This is a genomic window from Agromyces zhanjiangensis, from assembly GCF_040496055.1.
Lineage (GTDB): Bacteria > Actinomycetota > Actinomycetes > Actinomycetales > Microbacteriaceae > Agromyces > Agromyces zhanjiangensis.
Map to the genome: position 1 here is coordinate 62736 of NZ_JBEPKB010000001.1, position 24370 is coordinate 87105.

Consider the following 24370-nt stretch of genomic DNA (forward strand, 5'->3'; position numbering starts at 1 on the left):
CCGGACCGCGCCGGATCGGATCGCTCAGGCGTCGTCGCGGCCCGCAGCCGAGGCGCCACCCGAGTTGCGACCGGGCCCGCTCGAGTCGTCGGCGCCCCGCCCGATGACCTCGAGTGGACACTCGTCGGCGGTCGGCGGCTCGAACTGGTCGAAGTACGCGGTCGCGACTTCCTCTGACAAGGTGAAGTCGTCCCCGTGCTCGAGTCGACGTCTACGCACACGGGCCAGGGCCACCTCCCTCGCGGTGGCGAGGTAGACCGTCTCCGGCTCGATGCCGAACGGCCTGAGCAGCGAGCGATACTCCTCGCGCGCGCGCCGCGACCAGAACGAGAAGTCGAGCACGACGTCCCTTCCTGAATCCACGAGCTCGAGCAGTCGGGCCCTGAGCCCCTGCTCGATCTCGGCGCGGACCTCGTCAGCGAGCGGCATCGAGCGGATTCCCCGGGCCCACGCCACCTCGTCGTAGGAGAGGCGCACCATCCCTCCCCGTTCGAGCCGGCGGGCGACGGTGGACTTCCCGGCGCCCGCCGGCCCGCACATGAAGATCACTCGCGGCGGGTTCGAACTCGACCGGTCGTTCCGTCTCCCCATTCCGCAGATGCTATCCCGCGGCCCGCGCCCGCCACCGCCGCCGCCGCCGGATGCCGCCGCCGCGACATCCGCCCGCCCGCTTCGACACCCCGGGCGTCAGGCCCCGTGCCCGTGCCCCGAGCACGTGCACTCGCCCGCCTCGCAGTGGCATCCGCCGGCCGCGGCATCCGTGTGGCACGCCATGCCGAGCGACTCGGAGGAGGGCACGTTGAGGGTGGGGTTCCGCCCGAAGAAGCCGTAGGGCTTCAGCGTGAACTTGGCGTAGTCGACGGGCATGACGGGCCAGTCCTCCACGCGCGGGAAGTGCGTGGGGCCGAACGTGTGCCAGAGCACGATGTCCTCGCCGTCGATCGAGCGGTCGGCCTCGGTGTAGCGCGGGAGGCCGTCGCCGCCGGGGTTCTGGTTCACGAGGTCGCCCGCCGGATAGCGCTCGCCCTGGTCGTAGCGCGTGACCCAGAGGTGCTTGCGCGTGAAGCCGGCGCGCTTGGCGATGACCGACTCGGGGTCGGCGAGCAGCGTCGGCGAGCCCTGCGCGAGCAGCTCGTAGGCGACGGGGCGACCGAGACGATTCTGCTTCTCGGTGTTGACGATGTGCCAGGCACGGCCGGCGACGGGGTCGGCGTCGCGCGCGCCCTCGGCCTCGGTGCGCAGGCGCGTCGTGCGCTTCGTGAACGCGTTGCCGTAGGCGTTGCCCTCCCCCATCGGCACGCGCACCGCGTCGACCTCCTCGACCGCGTTCGCGACGCCGTCGACCATCATGTCGAGCCGGGCGCTGAACAGGTGCTGGTGGTACGGCGCCCCCAGGCCGGGCGCGACCTCGCTCGCGTGGTCGCCCGCCTCCGGGTCGTACGCCGACGAGAACAGCACGCCCGTGAGCTTCGCCTCGCACTCGATGGTGCCGTCGAGGTAGAGGTACCAGTAGAAGCCGTAGTCGTAGTTGCCGACCGTGGTGAAGAAGCTGATCACGAGTCGCCGCTGGCGGCGCACCTCGTTCGACCCGGTGTAGATGTCGGTGTGCTTCCAGAGGGTGCCGAAGTCCTCCTCGTGCATGCAGATCGCGTTCGGGATGACGCGGGGGTGGCCGAACTCGTCGGCGATCGTCGCGTCGAAGTAGTGGATCTCGCCGAGGCAGTCGCAGCCGAGCTGCAGCGAGTTCGCGTAGCGGCCGAACACGTACTCGCCGGTGTCGAAGTAGTTCTGCCAGAACCGAGCGGGCGACGGGTCGCCATAGGGCACGACCATCTCGGCGATCGAGGCGCGGTAGACGATGTCGCGCTCGGCACCGCCCTGGTCGGCGTCGACGTAGCGGATGCGGCGGAGCACGAGCCCCTCGCGCGCATCGAACGCGAGCGAGAAGCGCCAGTTCGCCCAGCTCACCCGGTCCTCCTCGACGGTGAAGCTCGGCCCCTCGGGCTGAGTGATGCTGATCGGCTTCAGCGTGTCGAGGGGCGCGCCCTGCACCTCGGGGTCGTCGAAGTTCCCCGACTCCGCCGGGATCTCGTAGACCTTGTGGTCGACGAGCTCGAACATGCGGCCCTCGATCATGTCGACGTAGGCGCAGAGGCCGTCGACGGGGTGCGCCCAGCAGTGGTCCTGCTCGTCGTGCCGCATGAAGGCGAGCACGCGGATGACGCGACGCCCGCGCTCGGCCTCGAACCCGTACTCCCCCGCGGAGAGCGGTGCGAGCGCGACCTGCTCGTGGGTGATGCCGCGCTTGGCGAGGGCCTCGTGCCACTCGGGCTCGGCGCCCAGCAGGTCGTAGATCGCCTCGAACTCCACGTCGAGGATGGGCACCTGGCCGTTCGCGCCGTCGATCTCGGTCCGGCCGACGATCTCGCGCGCGGTGATCGACACGCGAACGTCGGCGGACGCCCCCGTGGCACGGTCGAGCAGCAGGACGCGCGCGATGCGGGGCAGTTCGACCCCTGCGAGGATGTCGGGCTTGGCCGGCTCGTCGAGTCCGACGTAGACGAAGCGGGTCTGCTCGGCGAGCAGGCCGGCCTCGGCCAGGATCTCGCGCGTCGCGTCGATCTCGTCGGCCGTGAGGCCGCGCAGCGGATCGGCCGCCGAGTGGCCTTGATCGGGCGACTGGTGCCGCTCAGCGGCTCGGGTGGTCGACATCGTCGTCATGGTGCACCTCGTTTTTCTCTACGTTTGTCGAGTAATATAACCGGACTCGCCGGAACAGGGAAGATTCGGGGAACGAATGGCCGAGATCGCACACGGAGTCATGCTCGCGGGCGCACTCGCCGGCACCGGCGCGACGCTCGCCCGGGGTCGTCGGCTCCGGGCGCTCGACGCCTTCGCCGCGCTCGCGATGCTCGCCGCCATGCTCGACACCGCGTTCGCCGGCATCCTGCCCGGCGTCGCGTGGGCGGGCATCCTCGTCGTCCTGAGCCTCGGGATCGGCTTCCGATCGCGCATCGACCGGTCGCGCCGATCCGGCTCGGGCGCGCCAGGAGCCACCCGGCCGGTCTGCGTCGGCGGCCGCCCGCTGGGCGAGCTGTTCCACGCCCTGTCCCTGATCGCGACCGGATGGCTCGTGGCCGCCGCCGGCCGCCACGACGTCGAGGCGGCGACGGCGGCGCACGGGCACTCGGGCCCGCTGCTCGCCGGCGAGGCGGTCGGCGTGCTCACGGTGGTCGCGCTCGGGGCGTGGGTCGCGGCCCGCGCGATGCGCGACGGCCGCGACGGGATCGGACACGGCGTCGCGGCGGCGAGCATGACCGTCATGCTCGCCGCCATGGCCGCGCCCGGCCTCGTCACCGGGCTCGGCGCCTAGACGCCTCGGTGCGCCGGGGCCTCGACGACGGCCGCCTCGGCCTCCTCGATGCCGTGGCCGACCCGGGCGTACAGCTCCGGGTTCCGGCGACGGATGACGAGGCCCCACACGACGCCGGCGATGCCCGGCACGATGAGCAGTGCGGGCAGCACGAAGGTCACCGCGGTGGTCTCGGCCTGCCCGAGCAGGACGTTGAAGTTCGCGACGATGAGCACGAACACCGCGAACAGCACGACCGCCGAGATCGCCGGCGCGATGAGCGTCTGCCAGGCTCCGAGCCCACGGCGGTCGCGGCGGAAGAACCCGATGACCGCGATGGCGATGATGCCCATCAGCAGCACGAGCCCCATCGCGCCCGTGTTCGTGAGCCAGGTGAACATGGTGAGGACCGGGTAGAGGAACTCGACGGGCGCGAAGTCGGCTTTCAGACCCATGGCCTCGCCTGCGACAACGAAGCCGAGGGTGACCACGATCGCGATCACACTCTGGGCGACCGAGCCGGCCCACGGCGCACGCGAGGCCGCACGCACCGAACCGAGGCTGCGGTGCAGCACGCCCTCGCGCCCGAGCGAGAAGAGGTACCGCGCGACCGCGTTGTGGAAGGACTGCAGCGCCGCGAAGAGGCTCGTGAGGAACAGCACTTGCATGAGGTCGCTCACGATGACCGGCGCGTGCTCGCCCATGAAGACGAACATCAGGTCGGGACCGTAGGTCGCCGAGGCCTCCACGATCTGCGACGGCCCGACGCCGACCGTGAACGCCCACGCGCTGAACGCGTAGAACAGGCCGATGATCGCCACGGCGGCGTACGTCGCGCGCGCGACCGTGCGCTTCGGGTCCTTCGACTCCTCGCCGTAGATCGCCGCCGACTCGAAGCCCATGAACGCGGCGACGCCGAACGACAGGACCGCACCGACACCGGGAACGAGGAACGCGGCCGGCTGGAGCGCGGCGGTGCTGACGCCCTCGGGCGCCACGGCGAACGCGACCAGGTCGAACACGAGCACCGCCGCGAACTCGAGGGTCACGAGGATGCCGAGGACCTTCGCCGACAGGTCGACGCGGTTCACGCCGAGCGCGCCCACGACGACGATGCAGGCGAAGATCCAGAGCCACCACGGCGTGACGATGCCGAGCTTCGCCTCGAGGAACATCGACATCTGGAAGCCGAACAGGCCGTAGATGCCGACCTGCATGGCGTTGTACGCCACCAGCGCGACGAGCGAGGCGCCCACGCCGAACGGGCGCCCGATGCCCTGCGCGATGTAGGCGTAGAACGCTCCGGCGTTCGTGACGTAGCGGCTCATCGCGGCGTAGCCGACGGCGAACACCGCGAGCGCCGCGGCGAGCACGAGGAAGCCGACCGGCACCCCGATCACGCCGGTCACGGCGAAGGTCGTGGTCACGCCGCCGGCGACGACGGTGAGCGGCGCCGATGCCGCGATGATCATGAGGGTGACGGATGGCACGCCGAGGCGCCGGTGGCCGAGCGCACCGGTCGTCGCGGGCGTCGACGTCGTCGTCGTTGAGGAGGTCATGGCTGGGGATCCCTTGGTCGACGGAGGGCGAGCCACGGCGGCATCGCCCGGTTCCGGCCCATGGTTCCGTGTGCGGCCGGCCCGGGCTTGTCGCAGAGCGTATGCCGGTTGACCTCGACCGCAGACCCGCCCTGTCCAATTTCACTCAACGAGCGTAGAGTTTCCTCTCGACCCGGACATCGACGTCCCGCCCAGAGATGAGGTGCATCCCGTGCCCCACGGATCCTCCCCCTCCCCCGCGCTCGCCTCGGACGCGCCCGCCATCGACGCCTCCGCACTCCCACTCGACTTCGCCGAGTTCAGCGCGCTCGCCTCGCAGTCCTTCGTGCCGCTGCGCGTGCGCTCCGACGACCCGGACGCGTTCCGCGGCGAGATCCGCGCCTCGGTCGGCGACGACATCCACCTCTCGGTGGTCACGGCCACCGGACACGAGATCCACCGCACGCCCGAACTCGTCGCGCGGTCCGAGCACCGGTCCTTCAAGCTCGGACTCCAGCTCTCGGGGACGGGCCTGCTCATCCAGGACTCGCGCGAAGCCGTGCTCCGCCCCGGCGACCTCACGATCTACGACACCGATTCCCCGTACACGCTCGTGTTCGAGGAGGCCTTCAGCACGCTGGTGCTGATGGTGCCGCACCGGATGCTCGAACTGCCCACCGGTGCCGTGCAGGGCATGACCGCGGCTCGGATCGCGGGGGACCAGGGTCTCGGCCGCGTCGTCGCGCGGTTCCTCGCCGAACTCGCCGACGACCTCGACCAGCTCGACGGTCCCGTCGGCGGCCGGCTCGCCCGCAACGCCGTCGACCTCGTGACGACCCTCTACGCCCGCGAGCTCGATGTCGCGCGCGATGCCGATCGCCCCCACCGGGCCATGCTCCGCGGCATCCAGGCCTGGCTGGAGGACCGGCTGGGCGACCCCGACCTCACGCCGGCGAGCATCGCCGCGGCGCACTTCATCTCGACGCGCCACCTGCACGCCCTCTTCCACGAGGAGGGCCTCACCGTCTCGAGCTGGATCCGATCACGGCGACTCGACCGGTGCCGCCGTGAGCTGCTGGACCCGCTCGCGGCACGCCGCCCGGTCGGCCAGGTCGCCGGCCGCTGGGGCTTCGCCGACGCCGCGCACTTCAGTCGCGCCTTCCGCGCCGAGTTCGGCGAACCGCCGAGCGCCGTCAGGGCGCGCGCGACGGCCGCGTGACGCGGGCGCGGCACCCGGCGGCCCCGGTCAGACGAGGAAGTCGATCGCCGCGTCCTTGAACGTCCGCGACGTGAGCGTCGAGACGTGGTCGCGGCCCCGGATCGTGATGAGGTCGCTCCCCCAGTCGAGCGCGAGCTGCTGCACGCCCACGGGCACCGGGTCATCCTCGCCGGCGACGAACAGCACCGGGATCCCGCCGGGGATCGCGAGCGGGGCGCCCGAGACGCCCTCGATGCACGCGAGGAGCGCGTCGCGGTCGGCACCGGCCCGGATCGCCGGACCGAGCACCTGGGCGATCACGGGGTTGCGCGGTGGCGTGCCGTCGACGAGGTACCCGCGCGCATCCTCGACGTCCCACGTCGCGAAGAGCTCCGTCGGACCCGCACCGCCCACCACGACGCGGCGCACCCGATCGGGCGCGAGCTCGCAGAGTCCGGAGATGACCCGGTTGCCCATGGAGTAGCCGACCGCGTCGCAGCGTGTCGCGCCGGCGGAGTCGAGCACCGCGACGAGGTCGGCACCGAGCCGGTCCGGCGCGTACGCATCGGCCGTGGCCGGCTTGTCGCTCGAGCCGTGCCCCCGGAGGTCGGTCGTGATCACGCGGCGCCCCGACTCGACGAGCGAGCGCACCCACCCCGTGCCGTCCCACGTGAAGGTCGAGTCCGACGCGAAGCCGTGCACGAGGAGCACGGGCGGGCGGCCCGACTCGGCGTCGTCGCCGTGCACGCGGTAGGCGATGAGCACGCCGTCGGGGGCCTCCGCGTGCAGGACCGGGGCCGACGACCTCGGCGCGATCACGCGCGGTCCGCCTCGTCGTCGGCCGGGGCGCCGGCGGCATCCGCCTCGTCGCCCGCGGCCGCGTCGGCCGCCTCCTCCGCCTCGACGACCTCGCCGGGCGGCAGTTCCGACGAGTCCACGATCGCGGCCCCCGCGTGGCCGAGCTCGGCGATCGCGGCCTCGGACGACTCCGGCGCGACGCCCGCCACCAGGTCGCGGAGCACGCGCACGTGCCGCCCGTGTTCGATGGCGTCGAGCGCACTCGCACGAACGCAGTAGTCGGTCGCGATCCCGGCCACGTCGACATCGGTGATGCCGTGGTGCTCGAGCACCTCGGAGATCGACGCGCCCGAGTCATCCGTGCCCTCGAAGATCGAGTACGCCGGCACCCCCTGGCCCTTGCGGATGTGCACGTCGACGCCGCTCGTGTCGAGCGCGGGGTGGTACTCGGCGCCCGGCGTGCCGGCCATGCAGTGCTGCGGCCACGTGGTCACGAAGTCGGGCGCGGCGTCCGTCGCGAAGTGCCCGCCGTTGTCGTCGTCCGGGTTGTGCCAGTCGCGGGATGCGACGACGAGGTCGTAGCGTTCGCCGTGCTCGGCGAGGTACGCCGTGATGCCGGCGGCCACGGCCGCACCGCCGTCGACGCCGAGGGCGCCGCCCTCGGTGAAGTCGTTCTGCACGTCGATGATGAACAGGGCCCGACTCATGATCGGCTCCTTCGCTCCTCGGGTCTGGGGCGGGGTTCCTCCGGCCGCCGCTTCCATTCTGTCGCGATTCGCGGAGGTCGCGGCGGGCCCTCGGTCACTCGTTCGAGAGTTCGTCGCCGCAGCGGTAGAAGCCGGTCGTGAGGGTGTCGATCGCGACCTTCGCATCGGCCGTGATCTGCGAGACGTCGCCGAGCGCGTAGATCGCGAACGTGAGGGTCGTGCCGTCCTGGGCGTGGATGATGCCCCCGAGGGTGTAGCCCGTGTCGATCCACCCGGTCTTGGCGAACACCGCGCCGTGGGCGGCCGCGTTGTCGCCGGCGAACCGGTCGGCGTACGACAGCGACCCGCGCTGGCCTGCGATCGGAAGCCCGTCGCGGATGACGCCGAGGTTCCCCTCGCGCGCCTCGACCTTCGCGAACAGCCGCGTGAGGTACGCAGGCGGCACCGCGTTGTCGGGCGAGAGCCCCGATCCGTCGACGACGTGGATGCCGCCGCGCGCGATCCCGTACGACTCGAGCGCCTGCCGCACCGCCGGGTCGATCGCCTCGAACGTGTTGCCCGTGCCGACGGCGATCGCGACCTGCCGGGCGAGCATCTCGGCGACGGTGTTGTCGGAGACGACGAGCGACTTGTCGATGAGCTGGGCGACGGTCGGCGACCACACGCGGCCGAGCTCCGTCGCGCCGCCGGGGGCGGTGCCGCGCTCGATGGCCGACACGCCGCCGAGCGCGGCCGCGAACGCATCGCCCGCGCGACCGACCGCGTCGGCGCCGCGGCGCGAGGTGTTCGCGTACGGGTCGTCGCGGTCGCCGTCGACCATGAGCGCGGTGATCTCCGGCATGTAGCCGAGGTCGCGCTCGGTCGGCGCCCAGCTCGCATGCCAGGTCTCCCCGCCGAAGTACGACGCGTCGAGGACGAGCTTCGTGAGGGGCGGGTTCGACGGATCGGCGTCCCACGCCGCGCGCACCTGGGCGGCGAGGTCGTCGAGGTGCGCGGCACCGGGGTAGACGGTCTCGTTGCCGGTCGCGGTGCGCGAGAGCGTCAGGTCGCCGCCGCCGACGAGCACGACCGAGCCCGGTTCGGCGCCCTTCACGACGGTCGTCGCGAAGCGGTCGTCGGGCGAGAAGACGGCGAGCGCGGCCGCAGCCGTGACGACCTTCATGACGCTCGCGGTGCGCGAGGCCTCGAGCCCACCGCGGTCCAAGAGCACCTCCCCTGTCTCGGCGTTCATGACCTGCGCCTGGAGGTTCGCCAGGCGCGGATCGGCGGCGAGGCCCGCGACCGAGCACGTGCGCACGCGTGCCGCCGGTTCCGGCGTCGGGGTCGGCGTCGCGGTGGGGGTCGGCGTGGGCGTGTCGGTCGGGGTCGGTGTCGGGGTGGCCGACGGCGTCGGCGACGCCTCACCGCCCGTCATGGTCGCGGCGAACGCGACGGCCCCTCCGAGCAGTCCGACGGCGGCGACCGCGGCGACGGCGGCGAGCACCCGATGCTCGGCGATCAGCGAGCGGATGCCCCGTGGCCGGCCGGGCGTCGTCGCGGCGTCCGGGTCGCGTGGCGATCGGGCCGCCGCGGGGTCGCCCGGCGACGCGGGCTCCCCCTGCGCGGACGTCGCGCCCACGGCATCCGTCTCGTCACTCACCCGGGCATTGTACGGACGCCGTCCGGGCGCCTCCCGAGTGCCGGCGCCCGGGCGGCGTCGACGGAGGCCGGCTCAGGGCGCGGATGCCCCGGAGCAGAACTCCCGGATGACCTGCGCGATCACGCCCGCCAGCGTGCGCAGCGACGCGATCGAGACCCACTCCAGGTCGGCGTGCGCGCCGCCGCCGACGGGACCGATGAGCACGACGGGGATGCCCGCTTCGGCGATGAGGCCGGCGTCGGTCCACCACGGGTCGCCCCGGAGGACGGCGGGTACGCCCGTGACGCCCTCGACCGCGCCGACCACGGCGCGCGCGATGCGCGCCTCGGCCGACGCCTCCATGGCGGGCCGCACCACGAGCGGCACGATGCGGCCCGGTTCCGATGCCGCGAGCACGCGCTCGAGCTCGGCGCCCGGGTCCGGGTCGCCGGGCAGCGTACGCCGCTCGACCACCAGGACGCAGCGGTCGGCGACCGTCGCGGCGTCCGTCCCGCCGTCGACGGTGGCCACGCGCACGCTCCCCGATCCGAGCAGCGGATGCGCCCGGCGCGCGGCGAGCTCGGCGCCGAGTCCTCGCAGGGCGACCAGCCCGTCGAGGGCGCGATCGATCGCATCGACGCCGAGCCCCGGTTGCGAGCCGTGCGCCGCCACGCCGTCGTACTCGACGCGGTACCAGGCGAAGCCGCGATGGGCGAGCGTCACCTGGAGGTCCGTCGGCTCGAGCACGACCGCGCCGTCGGGACGCCGCCGGGCCGGGCCGGAGCGCCCGTCCGCATCGATCGCCGCGAGCAGCTCCTCCATCCCGCGCGAGCCGAACTCCTCGTCGGCGGCGAACGCCAGCACGATGTCGCCGGCGAGGTCGTCGGGTGCCGTCGCAGCGGCGATCATCGCCGCGGCGAGCCCACCGGCCATGTCGTACGCGCCGCGGCCCACGATGCGATCGGGCTCGGCGCCGGACGCGTCGTCCGCTCCGCTCCCGGCGCCGCCGACCGTGTCGAGGTGTCCGGCGAGGAGGAGGGTCCGGCCGCCGCCTCGACCGCGCCGGCGAGCGAGGACGCTCGGGCGCGCGGGGTCGGCGCCCACGTGGCGCACCTCGAAGCCGCGTTCGTCGAGCCAGGTCGCGATGACGCCCGCGAGCTCGCGCTCCCCCGCACCGCCGACGACCAGCGACGGGTTCGTCGCGTCGATCACGACGAGTCGCCGCGCCAGGGCGGCGACGTCACCGTCGAGGGACACCTCGTTCCCGTTCGCGCCGACCGGCTCAGCCCTCGCCCGGGTAGCGCAGGCCGATCTCCGCCCGGATGCGGTCGAGCGTGCCCATGATCGCGACGGACTCCTCGGTCGGCAGGACGTCGCCGCCGTCGAGCCGACCGTCGGCGACGAGCTGCTCGAGCGCGGCCGCCTGGTAGTGCATGCCGCGGCCGTTCACGTCGGAGGCGAACTCCTCGATCACCGTGTCGTCGTGCCCGATGACGCGGAAGCTCGTGGGCGTGTACCAGACCCCGTCGATCTCGATGCGCGCCTCGGTGCCGAGGACGAGCGCGCGATTCGGCCCGCGCGCGTCGCTCGCGGAGAACGTCGAGGCGATCCGGCCCTCGGCGTAGCCGAACTGCACGGCGATCTGGGCATCCGCGCCGGTCTCCTTGAAGATCGCGGTGGACTGGATGACGGCCGGTGCGCCGAAGAGGTCCCACGCGAACGAGACCGGGTAGATGCCGAGGTCGAGCAGCGCGCCGCCGCCGAGGTCGAGGGCGTTGAGGCGATGGCCCGGATCGTCGGAGAGCTTCTGCGTGTGGTCCGCGATCATCGAGCGCACCTCGCCGATGGCGCCCGACGCGATGACCTCGCGGATGCGCACCATGTGCGGGAGGTACCTCGTCCACATCGCCTCGAGCACGAGCACGCCGCGTTCGCGGGCCGCATCGGCCACGACGCGGGCCTCCGCCTCGTTGAGCGTGAACGGCTTCTCGACGAGGACGTGCTTGCCGGCCTCGATCGCCGCGAGGGCCGACGCCGCGTGCCACGGATGCGGCGTGGCGACGTAGATCGCGTCGACCTCGGGGTCGGCGAGCAGTGCGTCGTAGCTGCCGTGCGCGGTGGCGATGCCGTACTCGTCGGCGAACGCCCGCGCCGACTCGGTCGACCTGGACCCCACGGCCCGGACGTCGAAGCCGTTCAGTCGGAGGTCGGAGGTGAAGAGGCGGGCGATGCCGCCGGTCGCGAGGATTCCCCATCGCAGTCGTGCCGTCATGCGCGCCAGCCTATCGACGACGCCCATCCGGCGGATCCGGAGTCGCGTGTCCAGATGACACCTGTTCTGGGATATGCGGGAACCTCGCCATCTCGCTAGGTTTCGGCCATGTCGGCACATTCGAACCGAAGGAGCCGCATCGTCGGCTCGATCGCCGGGGCCACCGTCGCCCTCGTCGCCGTCTTCTTCGGCGCCGCACCATCCGCCCTCGCCGCCAAACCCGATCCGGTCAACAGGTACGTCGCGCTCGGCGATTCGTATGCCGCAGGGCAGGGCGCCGGGATCCCGCTCGACTCGTGCCTCAGGTCGGATGCCGCGTATCCGGTCCTGCTCGACGCGGTTCCGCGGACCAACCTCCTCCGCCAGGCCGCGTGCAGTGGTGCGACGATCTCGGATGTCGCGACGACGCAACTCTCGCAGGTGAACCGCGGAACGACCCTCGTGACGCTGACCGTCGGGGGCAACGACCTCGGCGCCGGCGAGGTCTTCGCGATCTGCGCACCCGACCCGGAATCACTCGCCTGTGCGATGGCCGTCGCCGAGGCGGAGCAGCTCCTCGCCTCCGGAGTCATCGGTCAGCAGCTCGGTGCGCTGTTGCTCGCGATCGCCGAGCGCGCACCCAACGCGCGCATCGTCGTGACCGACTACCCGGTGCCGTTCGTGAGCGGGTTCAGCGCCCTGACCGACACCGTGAACGCCGCGACCCTCGCGCTCGACGCCCAGATCGGCGCCGCGGCGACCGGGGCGGCCGCCGCCGGCGCGAACGTCCACTACACGAGCTTGGAGCTCGCCTACCTCGGCCACCAGGTCGGCGATCTCGACCCGTGGCTCGGCGCCGACCAGTTCGACCCGCTGACCTTCCTGCACCCGACGGTGGTCGGCCAGGGCGTCTACCGCGACGCGATCCTCGTCACGCTCGGATGAGTCGGACGATGACCTCGCACACGCGGCACGATGCCGCCGTTCCGGCCCACGCGCGACGCGTCGCGCTCCTCGCCGCCGGCCTGCTCGCGGCGCTCGCCCTGCTCCTCGGCTCGGCGCTCGCCGGGCCGGCGGACACCGCCCACGCCGCGGTCCCCATGGCCAAGCCCGACAAGCCGGGCAAGCCCGGCGGAGGGAGCGGGGGCGGTGGCGGCGGCACGACCGAGCTCGAGTACGCCGCACTCGGCGACTCGTTCGCCGCCGGCGTCGGCGCCGGCAGCTACATCGAACGGACGTGCTACACGAGCTCGAAGAGCTATCCCAAGCTGCTCGACGGCGACGCGGACAAGGCACTCGTCGCGTTCCCCGCCTGCTCGGGCACGGACACCGTCGACGTGCTCGACCGGCAGATCGCGGCGATCCCGACCACGGCGAAGCTCGTCACGCTCACCGTCGGCGGCAACGACGTCGGCTTCGCCGACGTGATGCAGAACTGCTTCGTGCTCGTGAGTTCGTCGTGCTCGTCGAAGATCGCCGCAGGCGCGGCCATCGCGGCCTCTCCGGAGTTCACCGCGAGCATCGTCGCGGTCGTCGACGGGATCCAGGAGCGGGCACCGGGCGCGAAGGTCATCGTCGCCGGCTACCCGCTGCTCTTCTGGGAGAACAGTTCGGGCGTGAACCCGAAGTACGCCTGGGCCGACGAGGTGAACGACGAGACGGTCGAGCTCAACGACGTGGTCGAGGCGGCCGCGACGTCCGCCGGTGCCGTGTTCGTCGACGTCGAGGACGACTTCGCGGGGCACGGCATCGGCAGCTCGAGCCCGTGGATCAACGACTGGAAGTGGCTGACGACCACGACGGTCAACGCCTTCCACCCGAACGCCACCGGGCACGCCGCCTACGCGAAGGCGATCCGGTCGGTTCCGCTCTCGTAGTCCGCCACCTGGACGGAGGGCCCGGACGTCGTCCGGGCCCTCCGCATTCCCGGCTCGGGCACCGATCGGGGCGGGCCGGGCCGAGTCAGCGGTCGGTCAGGGCGCTGCGGCAGCGCCGACCGAGGGCGTCTCGCTTCGATCGTCGGCTGCGGCCTCGAGCACCGTCGTCCATGCGCCCGACCCACCGCGCAGCACCGCCACCGCCGCGCCGGTGAACGCGATCAGCCCGAGCACGAGCGAGGCGTACCCGATCCAGGCGCCGGAGAGGAAGTTGGGCAGCACGAACTCCGTCACCGTCCAGGCGAGCAGCGCGATCGCGACCCAGCGCGGCGCGACGGCCGAGCGGAGCAGGGCGACCGCGACGAGGATCACGCCGAGCACCGTGCCGCCGAGCCCGGCGAGGAGGTACGGGATGAAATCGCCGCCCTGCGTGGCCGCGAACGCGGCCTGCGCCGCGTCGAGGTCGCCCGACTCGACGGCGTACCGCGCCATGCCGAGCGTGACGAGGCTCGCCCCGCCGTAGGCGGCGTGGCCGAACGCGCCGAGCCCGCTGAACACCGCGCCGAGCGTGGCGAGCGCGGGTGAGCGGTGACTCGCCGCGTGCGCGAGCCCGACCAGGCCGATCGCCCAGAACACCTGGGACCACAGGAAGAGCTGGAGCCCGATCGCGGCGGACGTCGAGCCGGCGAGGAGCTCGACGTACCGGGACGGGTCGTCGGGGAACTCGGGTTGCAGCAGGATCCCGGCGACGGCGGTGGCGATGGCGACGACGAGCGATCCGGCGACGAGCACGCGGCGGACGGACGGCAGTGCACGGGACGTGGACATGGGCGGATTCCCCCTCGGTTCGGCCGCGGCCCTTCCGCGGCGACGGCTCGACGGTACGAGCGGCGCGACGTCGGGGGCATCCGTCGTGGGTGCCGTCGCCGATCACCGGAAGTCGATTCGCCGATCACCCGACGGTGATTCCCCCGGCGGCGTGCGGACCGCTAGCCTGCGGTCGTGGACCGCCGCACGCGCTGGCATCTCGCCCAGGACATCGCCGTCGCCGCGCTCATCGCAGCGCTGGGCCTCGCCGAGGTCTGGGTGCCGTTCGAGTCCGTGCAGGGCACGGGCTCCCCGGTGCTGAGCACGGCGGCGATCCTCGCCTGCGCGGTCCTGCTCGCGCTGCGCCGAGTCGCCCCGCTCGTCCTCGTCGCGGTCCCGCTGACGTGGGTCCTGTGCTTCGTCGCGACCGGCGGCGACGCCCAGGTGCTGTTCTTCGGGGGATTCCTCCCCCTCGCACTCGCCCTCTACACGGGCGCGCGGCACGGCGGCGTCCGGGCCTCGGCGGCCATCTGCGGTTCGGTGTTCGCGGCCGTGATCCTGGCCGACGTCTTCGTTCCCGAACTCCAAGGTCCGAGCGAGGTGTTCTTCCACTGGGGCGTGCTCCTCACGATCTTCCTCATCGGCATCGGCATGCGCGTCTCCGAACGCCGGGCGGCGGATGCCGCGACGCGGGCCGCGGTCGCGGAGACCGAGGCCCGCGAGGCCGCCCTCCGCGCGGTCGCGGAGGAACGTGCCCGGATCGCCCGAGAGCTGCACGACATCCTCGGGCACTCGGTGAGCGTCATGGTCGTCCAGGCCGGTGCGGCAGCAGAGGTCGTCGACGTCGACCCGGGTGCCGCCCGGCAGGCCCTGGAGGCGATCCGGACGACGGGCACCGAGGCACTGGCCGAGGTGCGCCGGGTCGTCGAGCTGCTGCGCGACGACGACCCGGAATCGCTGTCGCCGCAGCCCGGCATCGCCCGCATTCCCGAGCTGATCGAGCAGGCACGCGGTACTGGGCTCGTCGTGGACTTCCGGGCCGACGATACGAGCGACCTGTCGGCGGGTCGACAGCTCGCCGTCTACCGGGTCGTGCAGGAGTCGCTGACCAACGTGCGCCGTCACGCGCGTGCCGCGTCGGCGTCCGTCGCCATCGATCGCTCGGCCGACCGAGTCGACATCACCGTGACGGACGACGGCGATGCCGCGGGCGACGCGCATCCGGCCGGACACGGGCTGCTCGGCATGCGCGAGCGCGTCACGCTGTACGGCGGCACGCTCGACGCCGGTCCGGGTCCGAGCGGTTGGCGCGTCCACGCGTCGCTCCCGACCGGGGCGGGATCGTGACCGCATCGACCGCGACCCGGGTCCTGCTCGTCGACGACCAGGAACTCGTCCGCGTCGGGTTCCGGCTCATCCTCGAGCGCGCAGGGCTCGACGTCGTCGGCGAGGCGGGCGACGGAGCCGCCGGCGTGGCGGCGGCCGCCCAACTCGCCCCCGACGTCGTGCTCATGGACATCCGCATGCCGGTCATGGACGGCATCGAGGCGACACGGCTCATCCTCGAGGCGGACCCCTCCCGTCGCGTGCTCGCGCTGACGACCTTCGACCTCGACGAGATCGTCTTCGCCGCGGTCCGGGCCGGGGCATCCGGGTTCCTGCTCAAGGACGTGCCGCCCGCCGACCTCGTGCACGCGGTCGGGGTCGTGTCCCGCGGCGAGGCGATGCTCGCACCGGCGGTGACGGCACGCATGCTCGAGCGCTTCGCCTCGTCCCCCTCCCCCGATTCCGCCCTGCCGCCCGGCGTCGAACTCACCGAGCGGGACGTCGAGATCGTCCGGCTCGTCGCGCGCGGCCGGTCGAACGCCGAGATCGGCGCCACGCTCTTCCTGAGCGAGTCGACGGTGAAGACGTACGTGTCGCGCCTGCTCACCAGGCTCGGCGCCCACGACCGCGTGCAGATCGCGATCCTCGCCTACGAGTCCGGCCTCGTCCGGCCCGGCGAGCGGACGGACTGACGGGCCGGGTCCCGGACCACCCCGATCGGCCGCGACCACCGTCCGAAGGCGCGCGAACCTCCATCATCGTCCGGTTCACCGTCGTCGCCGGACGCGAAGCCGCCTCGACGACCTGTGCGGGTTGAGGCCGTCTGCCTTCGAAGGTTCCCTCGATCGCTCGCGAGGCGTACGATGGTGCTAATTACAATAGCGCCATTACGTCAGGAGGCGAACATGTCGATCTCCGCCCCGCCCCGCAAGCCGGACGCCACACCGCGGACCGACGTCGACGACCCACCGCCGATCGAACACGAGGCGGAGTTCCGTCCGGAAGCGTCCCGCTCCGTGCGAACCAGCAGGGTGCGAGCGCTGATCGAGGAGGCGTGGCGGCGCACCGGCCGCCGTCGAGTCCTGATCGCGTCGGCCGCGATCGCCCTGTCGGTCGGCGTGGTCGCGCTCGCGCTCGGAGCCCTCAGCCCGACCGAGCTCCCCGACGGAGTTCCCGAGCGATCCATCAGCCTGGGCGGCCGATCGGCCGCGGCGCCGGCGACGACGGGGGAGAACGGTACCCTCGCAACCGTGGCAACGTCGACGGCAGACGCGCCGAGCGACATCTACCTCCTCGAGTCCGGAAGCACGGTTCCGCGGCAGCTGACCTCGACGCCGGAGTTCGACGAGTACGCGCCGGCGTGGTCGCCGGACGGCACCATGCTCGCGTACATCCGGTCGGACCCGCCCGACGACGAGCAGGCAGACGCCTCGATCGGGTCCCTCGGGTTCGCGCAGGCAGCGGCGTGCGTGGACGTCTGCGAGCTGGTCATCGCGGACGGCGCGACTGGCGTGCCGGTCCTCTCGTCGGGCATCGGGCATGCGTATCCGCGCGCGCAGGATGGCTTCGACCGTTCCATGGTGCCCTCCTCGATCGCATGGGCGCCGGACGGCAAGTCGATCATCGTCAACCGGAGCTTCTGCGGGATCGGGGGCTGCGGCGGCACCGCGGCCGTCGGATCGGTGCTCGTGGACGTGGAGACCGCACGCACCGTCGAGATCGCGCCGGGGCTCTCCGTCCTCGGCTGGTCGCCCGACGGACGCTGGCTCGCAGTCGCCGAAGAGCGTGGCGTGAACGGCCACTCGGTCGTGGCGGTGCCGACCGGCGCCCTGGATGAGTCGGCCCTCGCCGATCCGCCGGAGCGAGACGGATGGATCGTGCTCTCCGACACCCTGTGGTGGGCGAACGACATCGGCTGGGCGGCGGACTCCTCGACGGTCTTCCTCAACGAGGGGCGGATCTTCGGGCCCGGGTCCGGCGAGCAGTGGCGGCCCGCCACGATCGACGCGGTCACGGTTCCGGACCGGATCCGGCACACGGTCATCGCCGACGGGGCGGGTCCATTGGTCTCACCCGACGGTCGGCACCTCGCGTACCACACCGACTACGGGCTCGAGGGGGACGACGGGATCCTGACCGACATCTGGGTCGCCGACATCGACGGTGCAGGCGCCCTCCGGATCGCCGAGAACGCCACTGCGGACTCCTGGTCACCGGACGGCCGTCTCCTGGTCGCCCACGACGACCGATCCTGGTTCACCATCGCCTCGGACGGCACCAGCCGGACCGACCTGGCGGTCCGGGCCACCGGAGACGGGGTGCCGTGGGGCCCCACCGCATCGTGGCAACGTCTCCCGGCCACCGAGTGACCGACGGACGCGTCCCGGCGCGAATCCCGGGTCGGCGGTTCGAGACGCCGAAGGCCCCCTCCGTGTGGAGGGGGCCTTCCGAGTGGAGCCGCCTGAGGGAATCGAACCCTCGACCTATTCATTACGAGTGAATCGCTCTGCCGACTGAGCTAAGGCGGCGTGGCATCCGTTGCGAATCGCACCGAACGGCACGAGAGACCATGTTAGCGGGTTTTCGGAGCGCTCATGACCACTCGGCGGGCCGCGTCAGCACCGGGGATCGGCGGAGGGGACGATGCCGTCGACGAGGAAGTCCTCGACGGTGTCGTCGATGCACGCGTTCGACTTCCGGTATGCCGTGTGGCCCTCTCCGTCGTAGCTGACGAGGAACCCGGAGTCGAGTTGCTCGGCGAGCGCCTCGGCCCACTGGTACGGCGTCGCGGGGTCGCCGGTGGTGCCGATGACCATGATCGGGGCCGCCCCTGCGGCCGTGATCGCACTGCGGTCCGCCTCGCTCACGACCGGCCACTGCGCACACCCGATGTCGCCGTAGCCGAAGTACGGGCCGATGATCGGCGCGGCCTCGGCGAGCTCGGTCGCATCGGCGCGCATGCTCGCGGGGTCGTCGTCGTACGTGTAGTCGAGGCAGTTCACCGCCCGGAACGCCTCGGTCGAGTTGTCGCGGTAGGTGCCGTCCTGGTCGCGGCCGTTGTAGAGGTCGGCGAAGGCGAGCGCAGTTCCGGCCTCGCCGAACATCACGGACTCGAACATGTCGCTGAGGTACGGCCAGCTCTCCGCGCTGTACAGCGGGTAGATGATCGCCGTGACGAGTGCGTCGGCCCCCAGCATCCGCCCGTCGGTCGCGCGCAGCGGACTCGCCTCGACCGAGGCGAGGAGTCGCGACACCTCGGCCGCAGCGGAGTCGACCGACCCCGAGAAGGGGCACGCATCGCCCGCGAGGCAGTCCGCGAGGTAGGCCTTGAGGGCGTCCTCGAAGCCCACCGACTGCGCGACGTTGACCTCCTGGTTGCTCGCCGTCGGGTCGATCGCGCCGTCGAGCACGAGGCGCCCGACCTTCTCGGGGTAGAGCCCGGCGTAGGTCGCGCCGAGGTACGTCCCGTAGGAGTACCCCAGGTAGTTCAAGCGCTCGTCGCCGAGGATCGCGCGCAGGAGGTCGAGGTCGCGCGCGGCGCTCTCGGTGTCGACGTTGGCGAGCAGTTCGCCGGTCTCGTCGGCGCATGCTTGGCCGAACTCGCGGTTCGCCTCGGTGACGTCGGCGATCCACTCGTCGCTGCCGCGCTCGGCCGGCGCGATGCCGTAGAGGAACTCGTCCATCCGCGCCGCGTCCAAGCAGGTCACCGCGCTCGATCGGCCGACGCCGCGCGGATCGAACCCCACCACGTCGAACCGCTCCTGCAGCCGCGGCCCCGCCGCGTAGTCGACGGAATCGGCGATGAAGTCGTACCCGGAGCCGCCCGGCCCGCCGGGATTCACGAGCAGCGACCCGACCTTCTCCCCGCTCGCCGGTCGGCGGACGAGGGCGAGCTCGATCTCGCCCGCCCCCGGGTCGCTCCAGTCGAGCGGGGCGGTGGCCGTCGCGCACAGCTTGTCGTCGCATCGATCCCACTCGAGCACCTGCGCGTAGAACGGCTCGAGCTCGGGCGCGACGGTCTCGCCGGTCGGCTCGGACCGCTCGGCGCCGCCGCCGAAGAAGGAGGGCACGGTGCAGCCTGCGAGCAGCAGCACCGAGGCGACCACGACGGATGCCGCCGCGGTGAGCCGCCGCCGACCCATCACGAGCGGACTCCGCGGACCGGTTCCGGCCGGCGGATCGCCGAGACGAGCATCGCCTCGAGGGCGAGCGCGGGCTGGACGTTGGCGTCGATTCGGATGCGGGCCTCCTGGATGGCGTCGAGCGTCGCGAGCGACTGCGACGGAGTGGCGGATGCCGCGGCGCGGGCGATGTCGGCGGCGATCTCGACGTTCACGAGCTCGACCTCGGCGCCGAGCTGGGTGACGAGGATGTCGCGGTACAGCGATGCGAGGTCGACGAGGATCCGGTCGATCCCGTCGCGGAGGCTGCGCGTCGCACGTCGCTTCTGATCCTCCTCGAGCGCGCGGAGCTGCGACCGGAGCGCGGCGGGCACCGCCTGGCCGGGTGCGACGCCGAGCGAGCGGAGCGTGTGCTCGCGCTCCTCGGCGTCGCGGAGTTCGGTGATCGCCTTCGCGTCGTCGCCGGCGATCTCGAGCAGCCGCGCCGCGGTCAGCACCGCACTCGGCGTCGATCGCACCTGGAGCGCGAGTCGGAGGGTCTCGTCGCGGCGGTCACGGGCCTCGACGCTCGTCGCGAGTCGGTGCGCCATGCCGATGTGGCTCTGCGCTTCGCGCGCCGCGCGCTCGGCGAGGGCGGCGTCGACGCCGTCGCGGCGGACGAGGAGGTCGGCCACGGCCGCGATGTCGGGGACCTGGAGGCGGACCGACCGCACCCGGGAGCGGATGGTGGGGATCAGGTCGGCCTCGCTCGGGGCGCAGAGGATCCAGACGGTGCGCGCTGGGGGTTCCTCCAGCTCCTTCAAGAGCACGTTCGACGTCTGCTCGGTCATGCGGTCGGCGTCCTCGACGACGATGACGCGGTGGTGGCCGACGGATGGCGCGTAGTGCGACCGCTCCACGATCTTGCGCACGTCGGCGACCTTGATGATCACGCCCTCGGTCGCGAGGACGTGCAGGTCGGGGTGGCTGCGCGCGCTCACCTGCGCCCGCGTAGCCTCTTCGCCGTCGGGTCGGCCCGAGAGCAGCGCCTCGGCGAACGCGTAGGCGAGGTTCGACCGCCCCGAACCGGGCGGGCCGGTGATCAGCCACGAGTGGGTCATGTCTGCGGAGGCGCGCCCGTCGGCCGCCGCCTCCGCGGCGGAGCGCAGCACCGCGATCGCGGCATCCTGACCCGTCAGGTCGCTCCACACGGTCACGATTCCACGCTACCTTCGGCCGCGGACAGCGGCGCTGTGAGGCCCCTGACCATGTGCCGAGCGGACGCCCCGGGGCGGGCGAACGGCACGCTCACGCGAGTGTCTCGACCCGCGCCCGGATTCTGGCGTGGATGTCGTCGATCGGCAGCGTCGCGTCGACGACGAGGAAGCGGTCGGGCTCGGCATCGGCGAGCGCGAGGTAGGCCTCCCGGACCCGACCGTGGAACTCCGCCGCCTCGGCCTCCAGCCGGTCGTAGCGCGTCCGGGCGCCGTCGAGGCGGCGTCGGGCGACGTCGGAGGGGAGGTCGAGGAGGATCGTGAGGTCGGGCACGAGCCCCTCGGTCGCCCACTCGGAGATCGAGCGGACCTCGTCGGCGTTGAGCACGCGCCCGGCGCCCTGGTAGGCGACCGACGAGTCGATGTATCGGTCCTGCACGACGACCTCGCCGCGCGCGAGGGCCGGTCGCACGACCGTCGCCACGTGGTGGGCGCGGTCGGCCGCGTAGAGCAGTGCCTCGGCGCGCGGCGCGATGTCGCCGCGGTGGTGCAGCACGATCTCGCGCACCTCGACGCCGACCTCGGTGCCGCCGGGCTCGCGCGTGCGCACCACCGTGCGGCCCGCGGCCGTGAACCACTGCTCGAGCAGCTCCGCCTGGGTGGTCTTGCCCGATCCGTCGCCGCCCTCGAGGGTGAGGAACAGCCCCCGGCTCACGAGGACTTCTTCGCCGTACGCGTGGTCGTGCGCTTCGCCGGCGCCTTCGCGCCCGACTTCGCGGCGGTCGTGCGCGTGCCGCGCGCGGGCGCCGGGCCCTTGTCCCGCTTGATCTGGAGCAGTTCGACCGCACGCTCGAACGTGATGTCCTCGACCGACTCGGCGCGCGGGATCGTGGCGTTCGTCGTGCCGTCGGTCACGTACGGCCCGAAGCGGCCGTCCTTGACCTTGATGGGCTTGCCGCTCACCGGGTCCTCCGCGAACTCCTTGAGCGCGCTCGACGCGCGACGCGCACCGTACTTCGGCTGCGCGAAGAGCTCCTGCGCGCCCGCGAGGTCGATGTCGAAGATCGCGTCCTCGCTCGGCAGGGTCCGGGTGTCGGTGCCCTTCTTCAGGTACGGGCCGTAGCGCCCGTTCTGGGCCGTGATCTCGTCGCCCGACTCGGGGTCGAGCCCGACGACGCGGGGCAGGTCGAGCAGTTGGAGGGCCGTCGCGAGGTCGACCTCCTCGATCTGCATGCTCTTGAACAGCGACGCGGTGCGCGGCTTCGGCGCGGCGGCCTTCTTGGTGCCGCGCTTCGCCGGCTTCGCCGGCTTCGCCTCGACGACCTCGCCCGTGGCCGGGTCGACGGACGCCTCCGGCTCGGGCTCGAGCTCGGTCACGTACGGACCGAACCGGCCGTCCTTCACGACGACCTGCTTGCCGTTGTCGGGGTTGACGCCGAGGACGCGGTCGGTCTGCACGGGCGCGTCGATGAGCTCCTGCGCCTTCTCGGCGGTGAGCTCGTCGGGTGCGAGGCCCTCCGGGAGGTTGACGCGGCGCGGCGGCGCGTCGGCGGCCGCCTCGGGGTCGACGGTCTCGAGGTACGGGCCGTACCGTCCGATCCGGAGCGTCACGCCGGGGCCGATCACGATCGAGTTGATCTCGCGCGCGTCGATGTCGCCGAGGTTGTCGACGACCTGGCGGAGGCCCGTGTGGCGGTCGCTGCCGAAGTAGAACTCGTTCAGCCAGTCGACGCGGTCGGCCTCGCCCGAGGCGATGCGGTCGAGGTCGTCCTCCATCTCGGCAGTGAAGTCGTACTCGACGAGGTCGCCGAAGTGCTCCTCCAGGAGTCGCACGACGGAGAACGCGACCCAACTCGGCACGAGCGCCTGGCCGCGCTGCGTGACGTACCCGCGGTCGAGGATCGTGGAGATGATCGACGCGAAGGTCGACGGGCGGCCGATGCCGAGCTCCTCGAGTCGCTTGACGAGGCTCGCCTCGGTGTAGCGCGGCGGCGGGCTGGTCTCGTGGCCCTTGGCCTCGAGCTCGGCGAGCCCGACGGCCTCGCCCTCGGCGAGCTGCGGCAGCTTCGCCTCACCCGGCGCCTCCTCGGCGTTGCGCTCCTCGTCGCGGCTCTCCTCGTACGCGGCGAGGAAGCCGCGGAAGGTGATCACGGTGCCGCTCGCGGTGAACTCGGCGGTCGTGCCGGCGACCGCGGCCGTCGGCGACTCGGGCGCCGGAGCATCCGTCGCCGTCGGACCGACCTCGATGGTGACGGTCGCGGTCTGCCCCTTGGCATCGGCCATCTGCGAGGCGACCGTGCGCTTCCAGATGAGGTCGTACAGCTTGAACTCGCTGCCGCGGAGCACGCTCTGCAGCTCGGCGGGCGTGCGGAAGACCTCGCCCGACGGGCGGATCGCCTCGTGCGCCTCCTGCGCGTTCTTCGACTTGCCGGCGTAGGCGCGGGGCTTCTCGGGCACGCTGTCGGCGCCGTACAGCTTCACGGCCTGGGTGCGCGCGGCCTGGATCGCCTGCTGCGAGAGCGACACCGAGTCGGTGCGCATATAGGTGATGTACCCGTTCTCGTACAGCGACTGCGCGACGCGCATGGTGTCGCGCGCCGACAGCCGGAGCTTGCGCGCCGATTCCTGCTGCAGCGTCGAGGTCGTGAACGGCGCGGCCGGGCGGCGCGAGTACGGCTTCGACTCGACGCGGCTCACGCGCCGGGCCACGGTGTCGTCGCGGAGCGCCGCGGTCAGCGACTGCGCGGTCGCCTCGTCGAGCACGACGGCCTTGCCGGTGAGCCGGCCCGAGTCGTCGAAGTCGCGACCGGTGGCGATGCGGTCGCCGCCGACCCGCACGAGCCTGGCCTCGAACGACGAGGACTCCTTGGTGAAGCGGCCGATCAGGTCCCAGTAGGAGGCGGCGACGAAGGCGAGGCGCTCGCGCTCCCGGTCGACCACCAGTCGCGTCGCGGCCGACTGCACGCGGCCGGCCGACAGGCCGGGCCCGACCTTGCGCCAGAGCACCGGCGAGACCTCGTAGCCGTAGAGCCGGTCGAGGATGCGACGGGTCTCCTGCGCGTCGACGAGGGCGGTGTCGAGCTCGCGGGTCTGGTCCTTGGCCTTGAGGATCGCGTCCTTCGTGATCTCGTGGAACACCATGCGCCGCACGGGCACCTTGGGCTTGAGCTCCTGCAGCAGGTGCCACGCGATGGCTTCGCCCTCGCGGTCCTCATCGGTGGCGAGCAGGAGTTCGTCGGCGCCCTTCAGTGCGCGCTTGAGTTCGGCGACCGTCTTCTTCTTCGCGTCGGAGACGACGTAGTACGGCTCGAACCCGTTCTCGACGTCGACGGAGAACTTGCCGAGCGAGCCCTTCTTCAGCTCGGGCGGCAGGTTCTTGGGCTCGACGAGGTCGCGGATGTGCCCGACCGAGGAGAGCACCTCATAGCCGTCGCCGAGGTATTGGGCGATCGACTTCATCTTGGTCGGCGACTCCACGATCACGAGTTTCTTCGCGCCAGACACCGGACTCCTCTTGCTCATGGACGGTAACGGGGGACGCACATCATCGCCGCGCCCCCGAGCGGTGTGCCATCGGCCGGCTG

The 24370-nt window shown here is 72.3% G+C and carries 20 protein-coding genes and 1 tRNA gene; 7 read left to right on the plus strand and 14 right to left on the minus strand.

Translation table 11 applies throughout. From position 1 onward, the window contains the following. Positions 1-24: 24 nt before the first annotated feature. Both ABME02_RS00285 and ABME02_RS00290 read right to left on the minus strand, forming a co-directional pair. Positions 25-591 (minus strand): P-loop nucleotide/nucleoside kinase family protein, encoded by a 567-nt coding sequence (locus ABME02_RS00285; RefSeq protein WP_353813265.1) that lies wholly within the window; start codon positions 589-591, stop codon positions 25-27. A gap of 96 nt (positions 592-687) precedes the next feature. Beyond that, on the minus strand, positions 688-2721 hold the full coding sequence (locus ABME02_RS00290) for a primary-amine oxidase (protein ID WP_495532346.1): 2034 nt from the start codon (positions 2719-2721) through the stop codon (positions 688-690). Positions 2722-2797: 76 nt separating this feature from the next. Between ABME02_RS00290 and ABME02_RS00295 the strand changes: the two genes are divergently transcribed. After that, on the plus strand, positions 2798-3373 hold the full coding sequence (locus tag ABME02_RS00295; RefSeq protein ID WP_353813267.1) for a hypothetical protein: 576 nt from the start codon (positions 2798-2800) through the stop codon (positions 3371-3373). Here ABME02_RS00295 and ABME02_RS00300 read toward each other — a convergent pair. Then, positions 3370-4911 carry an APC family permease gene (locus tag ABME02_RS00300; protein WP_353813268.1) on the minus strand — a complete coding sequence of 514 codons (1542 nt, stop codon included), beginning with the start codon at positions 4909-4911 and terminating at the stop codon, positions 3370-3372. The genes ABME02_RS00295 and ABME02_RS00300 overlap by 4 nt on opposite strands. Positions 4912-5173: 262 nt before the next feature. On the opposite strand from ABME02_RS00300, the gene ABME02_RS00305 reads away from it, so the two are divergent. Further along, the gene (locus ABME02_RS00305) at positions 5174-6109 is read left to right on the plus strand and encodes an AraC-like ligand-binding domain-containing protein (RefSeq protein ID WP_436408231.1); all 936 of its coding nucleotides are present in this window, start codon (positions 5174-5176) and stop codon (positions 6107-6109) included. 27 nt (positions 6110-6136) lie between these two features. On the opposite strand, the gene ABME02_RS00310 is transcribed toward ABME02_RS00305, so the two are convergent. The 5 genes from ABME02_RS00310 to ABME02_RS00330 all read right to left on the minus strand — a co-directional run bounded on the left by ABME02_RS00310 (position 6137) and on the right by ABME02_RS00330 (position 11483). Further along, a complete protein-coding gene (locus ABME02_RS00310; protein WP_353813270.1) occupies positions 6137-6907 on the minus strand; it encodes an alpha/beta fold hydrolase in 771 nt (256 codons plus the stop codon). After that, a complete protein-coding gene (locus tag ABME02_RS00315; RefSeq protein ID WP_436408221.1) occupies positions 6904-7593 on the minus strand; it encodes an isochorismatase family protein in 690 nt (229 codons plus the stop codon). Before ABME02_RS00315 ends, ABME02_RS00310 begins: the two co-directional genes overlap by 4 nt. Before the next feature lie 94 nt (positions 7594-7687). Continuing rightward, positions 7688-9232: a D-alanyl-D-alanine carboxypeptidase/D-alanyl-D-alanine-endopeptidase gene (locus ABME02_RS00320; protein ID WP_353813271.1), complete on the minus strand. Its 1545-nt coding sequence runs from the start codon at positions 9230-9232 to the stop codon at positions 7688-7690. A 72-nt stretch (positions 9233-9304) separates the two neighbouring features. Next, a complete protein-coding gene (locus ABME02_RS00325) occupies positions 9305-10468 on the minus strand; it encodes a M20/M25/M40 family metallo-hydrolase (protein ID WP_353813272.1) in 1164 nt (387 codons plus the stop codon). A 25-nt stretch (positions 10469-10493) separates the two neighbouring features. Then, positions 10494-11483 (minus strand): Gfo/Idh/MocA family protein, encoded by a 990-nt coding sequence (locus ABME02_RS00330; protein ID WP_353813273.1) that lies wholly within the window; start codon positions 11481-11483, stop codon positions 10494-10496. A 108-nt stretch (positions 11484-11591) separates the two neighbouring features. Here ABME02_RS00330 and ABME02_RS00335 point away from each other — a divergent pair, with 108 nt between their 5' ends. Together ABME02_RS00335 and ABME02_RS00340 are read left to right on the plus strand one after the other, a co-directional pair. Beyond that, positions 11592-12407 (plus strand): SGNH/GDSL hydrolase family protein, encoded by an 816-nt coding sequence (locus ABME02_RS00335; protein WP_353813274.1) that lies wholly within the window; start codon positions 11592-11594, stop codon positions 12405-12407. Positions 12408-12415: 8 nt separating this feature from the next. Continuing rightward, positions 12416-13339 carry an SGNH/GDSL hydrolase family protein gene (locus tag ABME02_RS00340; RefSeq protein ID WP_353813275.1) on the plus strand — a complete coding sequence of 308 codons (924 nt, stop codon included), beginning with the start codon at positions 12416-12418 and terminating at the stop codon, positions 13337-13339. Between the two features lie 96 nt (positions 13340-13435). Here the strand turns inward: ABME02_RS00340 and ABME02_RS00345 are convergent, their stop codons facing one another. Continuing rightward, entirely contained in the window at positions 13436-14167 is a 732-nt protein-coding gene (locus ABME02_RS00345; RefSeq protein WP_353813276.1) for a hypothetical protein, read from the minus strand. Positions 14168-14341: 174 nt separating this feature from the next. Between ABME02_RS00345 and ABME02_RS00350 the strand changes: the two genes are divergently transcribed. From ABME02_RS00350 to ABME02_RS00360, 3 genes are all read left to right on the plus strand, one after another. Then, complete coding sequence (locus ABME02_RS00350) at positions 14342-15493, plus strand: sensor histidine kinase (protein ID WP_353813277.1); 1152 nt, start codon at positions 14342-14344, stop codon at positions 15491-15493. Beyond that, positions 15490-16164 (plus strand): response regulator, encoded by a 675-nt coding sequence (locus ABME02_RS00355; protein ID WP_353813278.1) that lies wholly within the window; start codon positions 15490-15492, stop codon positions 16162-16164. Before ABME02_RS00350 ends, ABME02_RS00355 begins: the two co-directional genes overlap by 4 nt. Before the next feature lie 324 nt (positions 16165-16488). Next, a complete protein-coding gene (locus ABME02_RS00360; protein ID WP_353813279.1) occupies positions 16489-17841 on the plus strand; it encodes a TolB family protein in 1353 nt (450 codons plus the stop codon). 83 nt (positions 17842-17924) lie between these two features. On the opposite strand, the gene ABME02_RS00365 is transcribed toward ABME02_RS00360, so the two are convergent. The 5 genes from ABME02_RS00365 to topA form a co-directional block, all read right to left on the minus strand. Next, positions 17925-18000: transfer RNA gene (locus ABME02_RS00365), tRNA-Thr, on the minus strand. A gap of 87 nt (positions 18001-18087) precedes the next feature. Next, positions 18088-19614, minus strand: a complete 1527-nt coding sequence (locus ABME02_RS00370) for an alpha/beta hydrolase (RefSeq protein ID WP_353813814.1) — start codon at positions 19612-19614, stop codon at positions 18088-18090. Beyond that, positions 19614-20789, minus strand: coding sequence for a DNA polymerase III subunit delta' (locus ABME02_RS00375; protein ID WP_353813280.1), 1176 nt, complete (start codon positions 20787-20789; stop codon positions 19614-19616). Before ABME02_RS00375 ends, ABME02_RS00370 begins: the two co-directional genes overlap by 1 nt. A gap of 91 nt (positions 20790-20880) precedes the next feature. Next, a complete protein-coding gene (gene tmk, locus ABME02_RS00380; RefSeq protein WP_353813281.1) occupies positions 20881-21501 on the minus strand; it encodes a dTMP kinase in 621 nt (206 codons plus the stop codon). Continuing rightward, complete coding sequence (gene topA, locus ABME02_RS00385) at positions 21498-24290, minus strand: type I DNA topoisomerase (RefSeq protein ID WP_353813282.1); 2793 nt, start codon at positions 24288-24290, stop codon at positions 21498-21500. The genes tmk and topA overlap by 4 nt, the downstream gene beginning before the upstream one ends. Positions 24291-24370 lie beyond the last annotated feature (80 nt).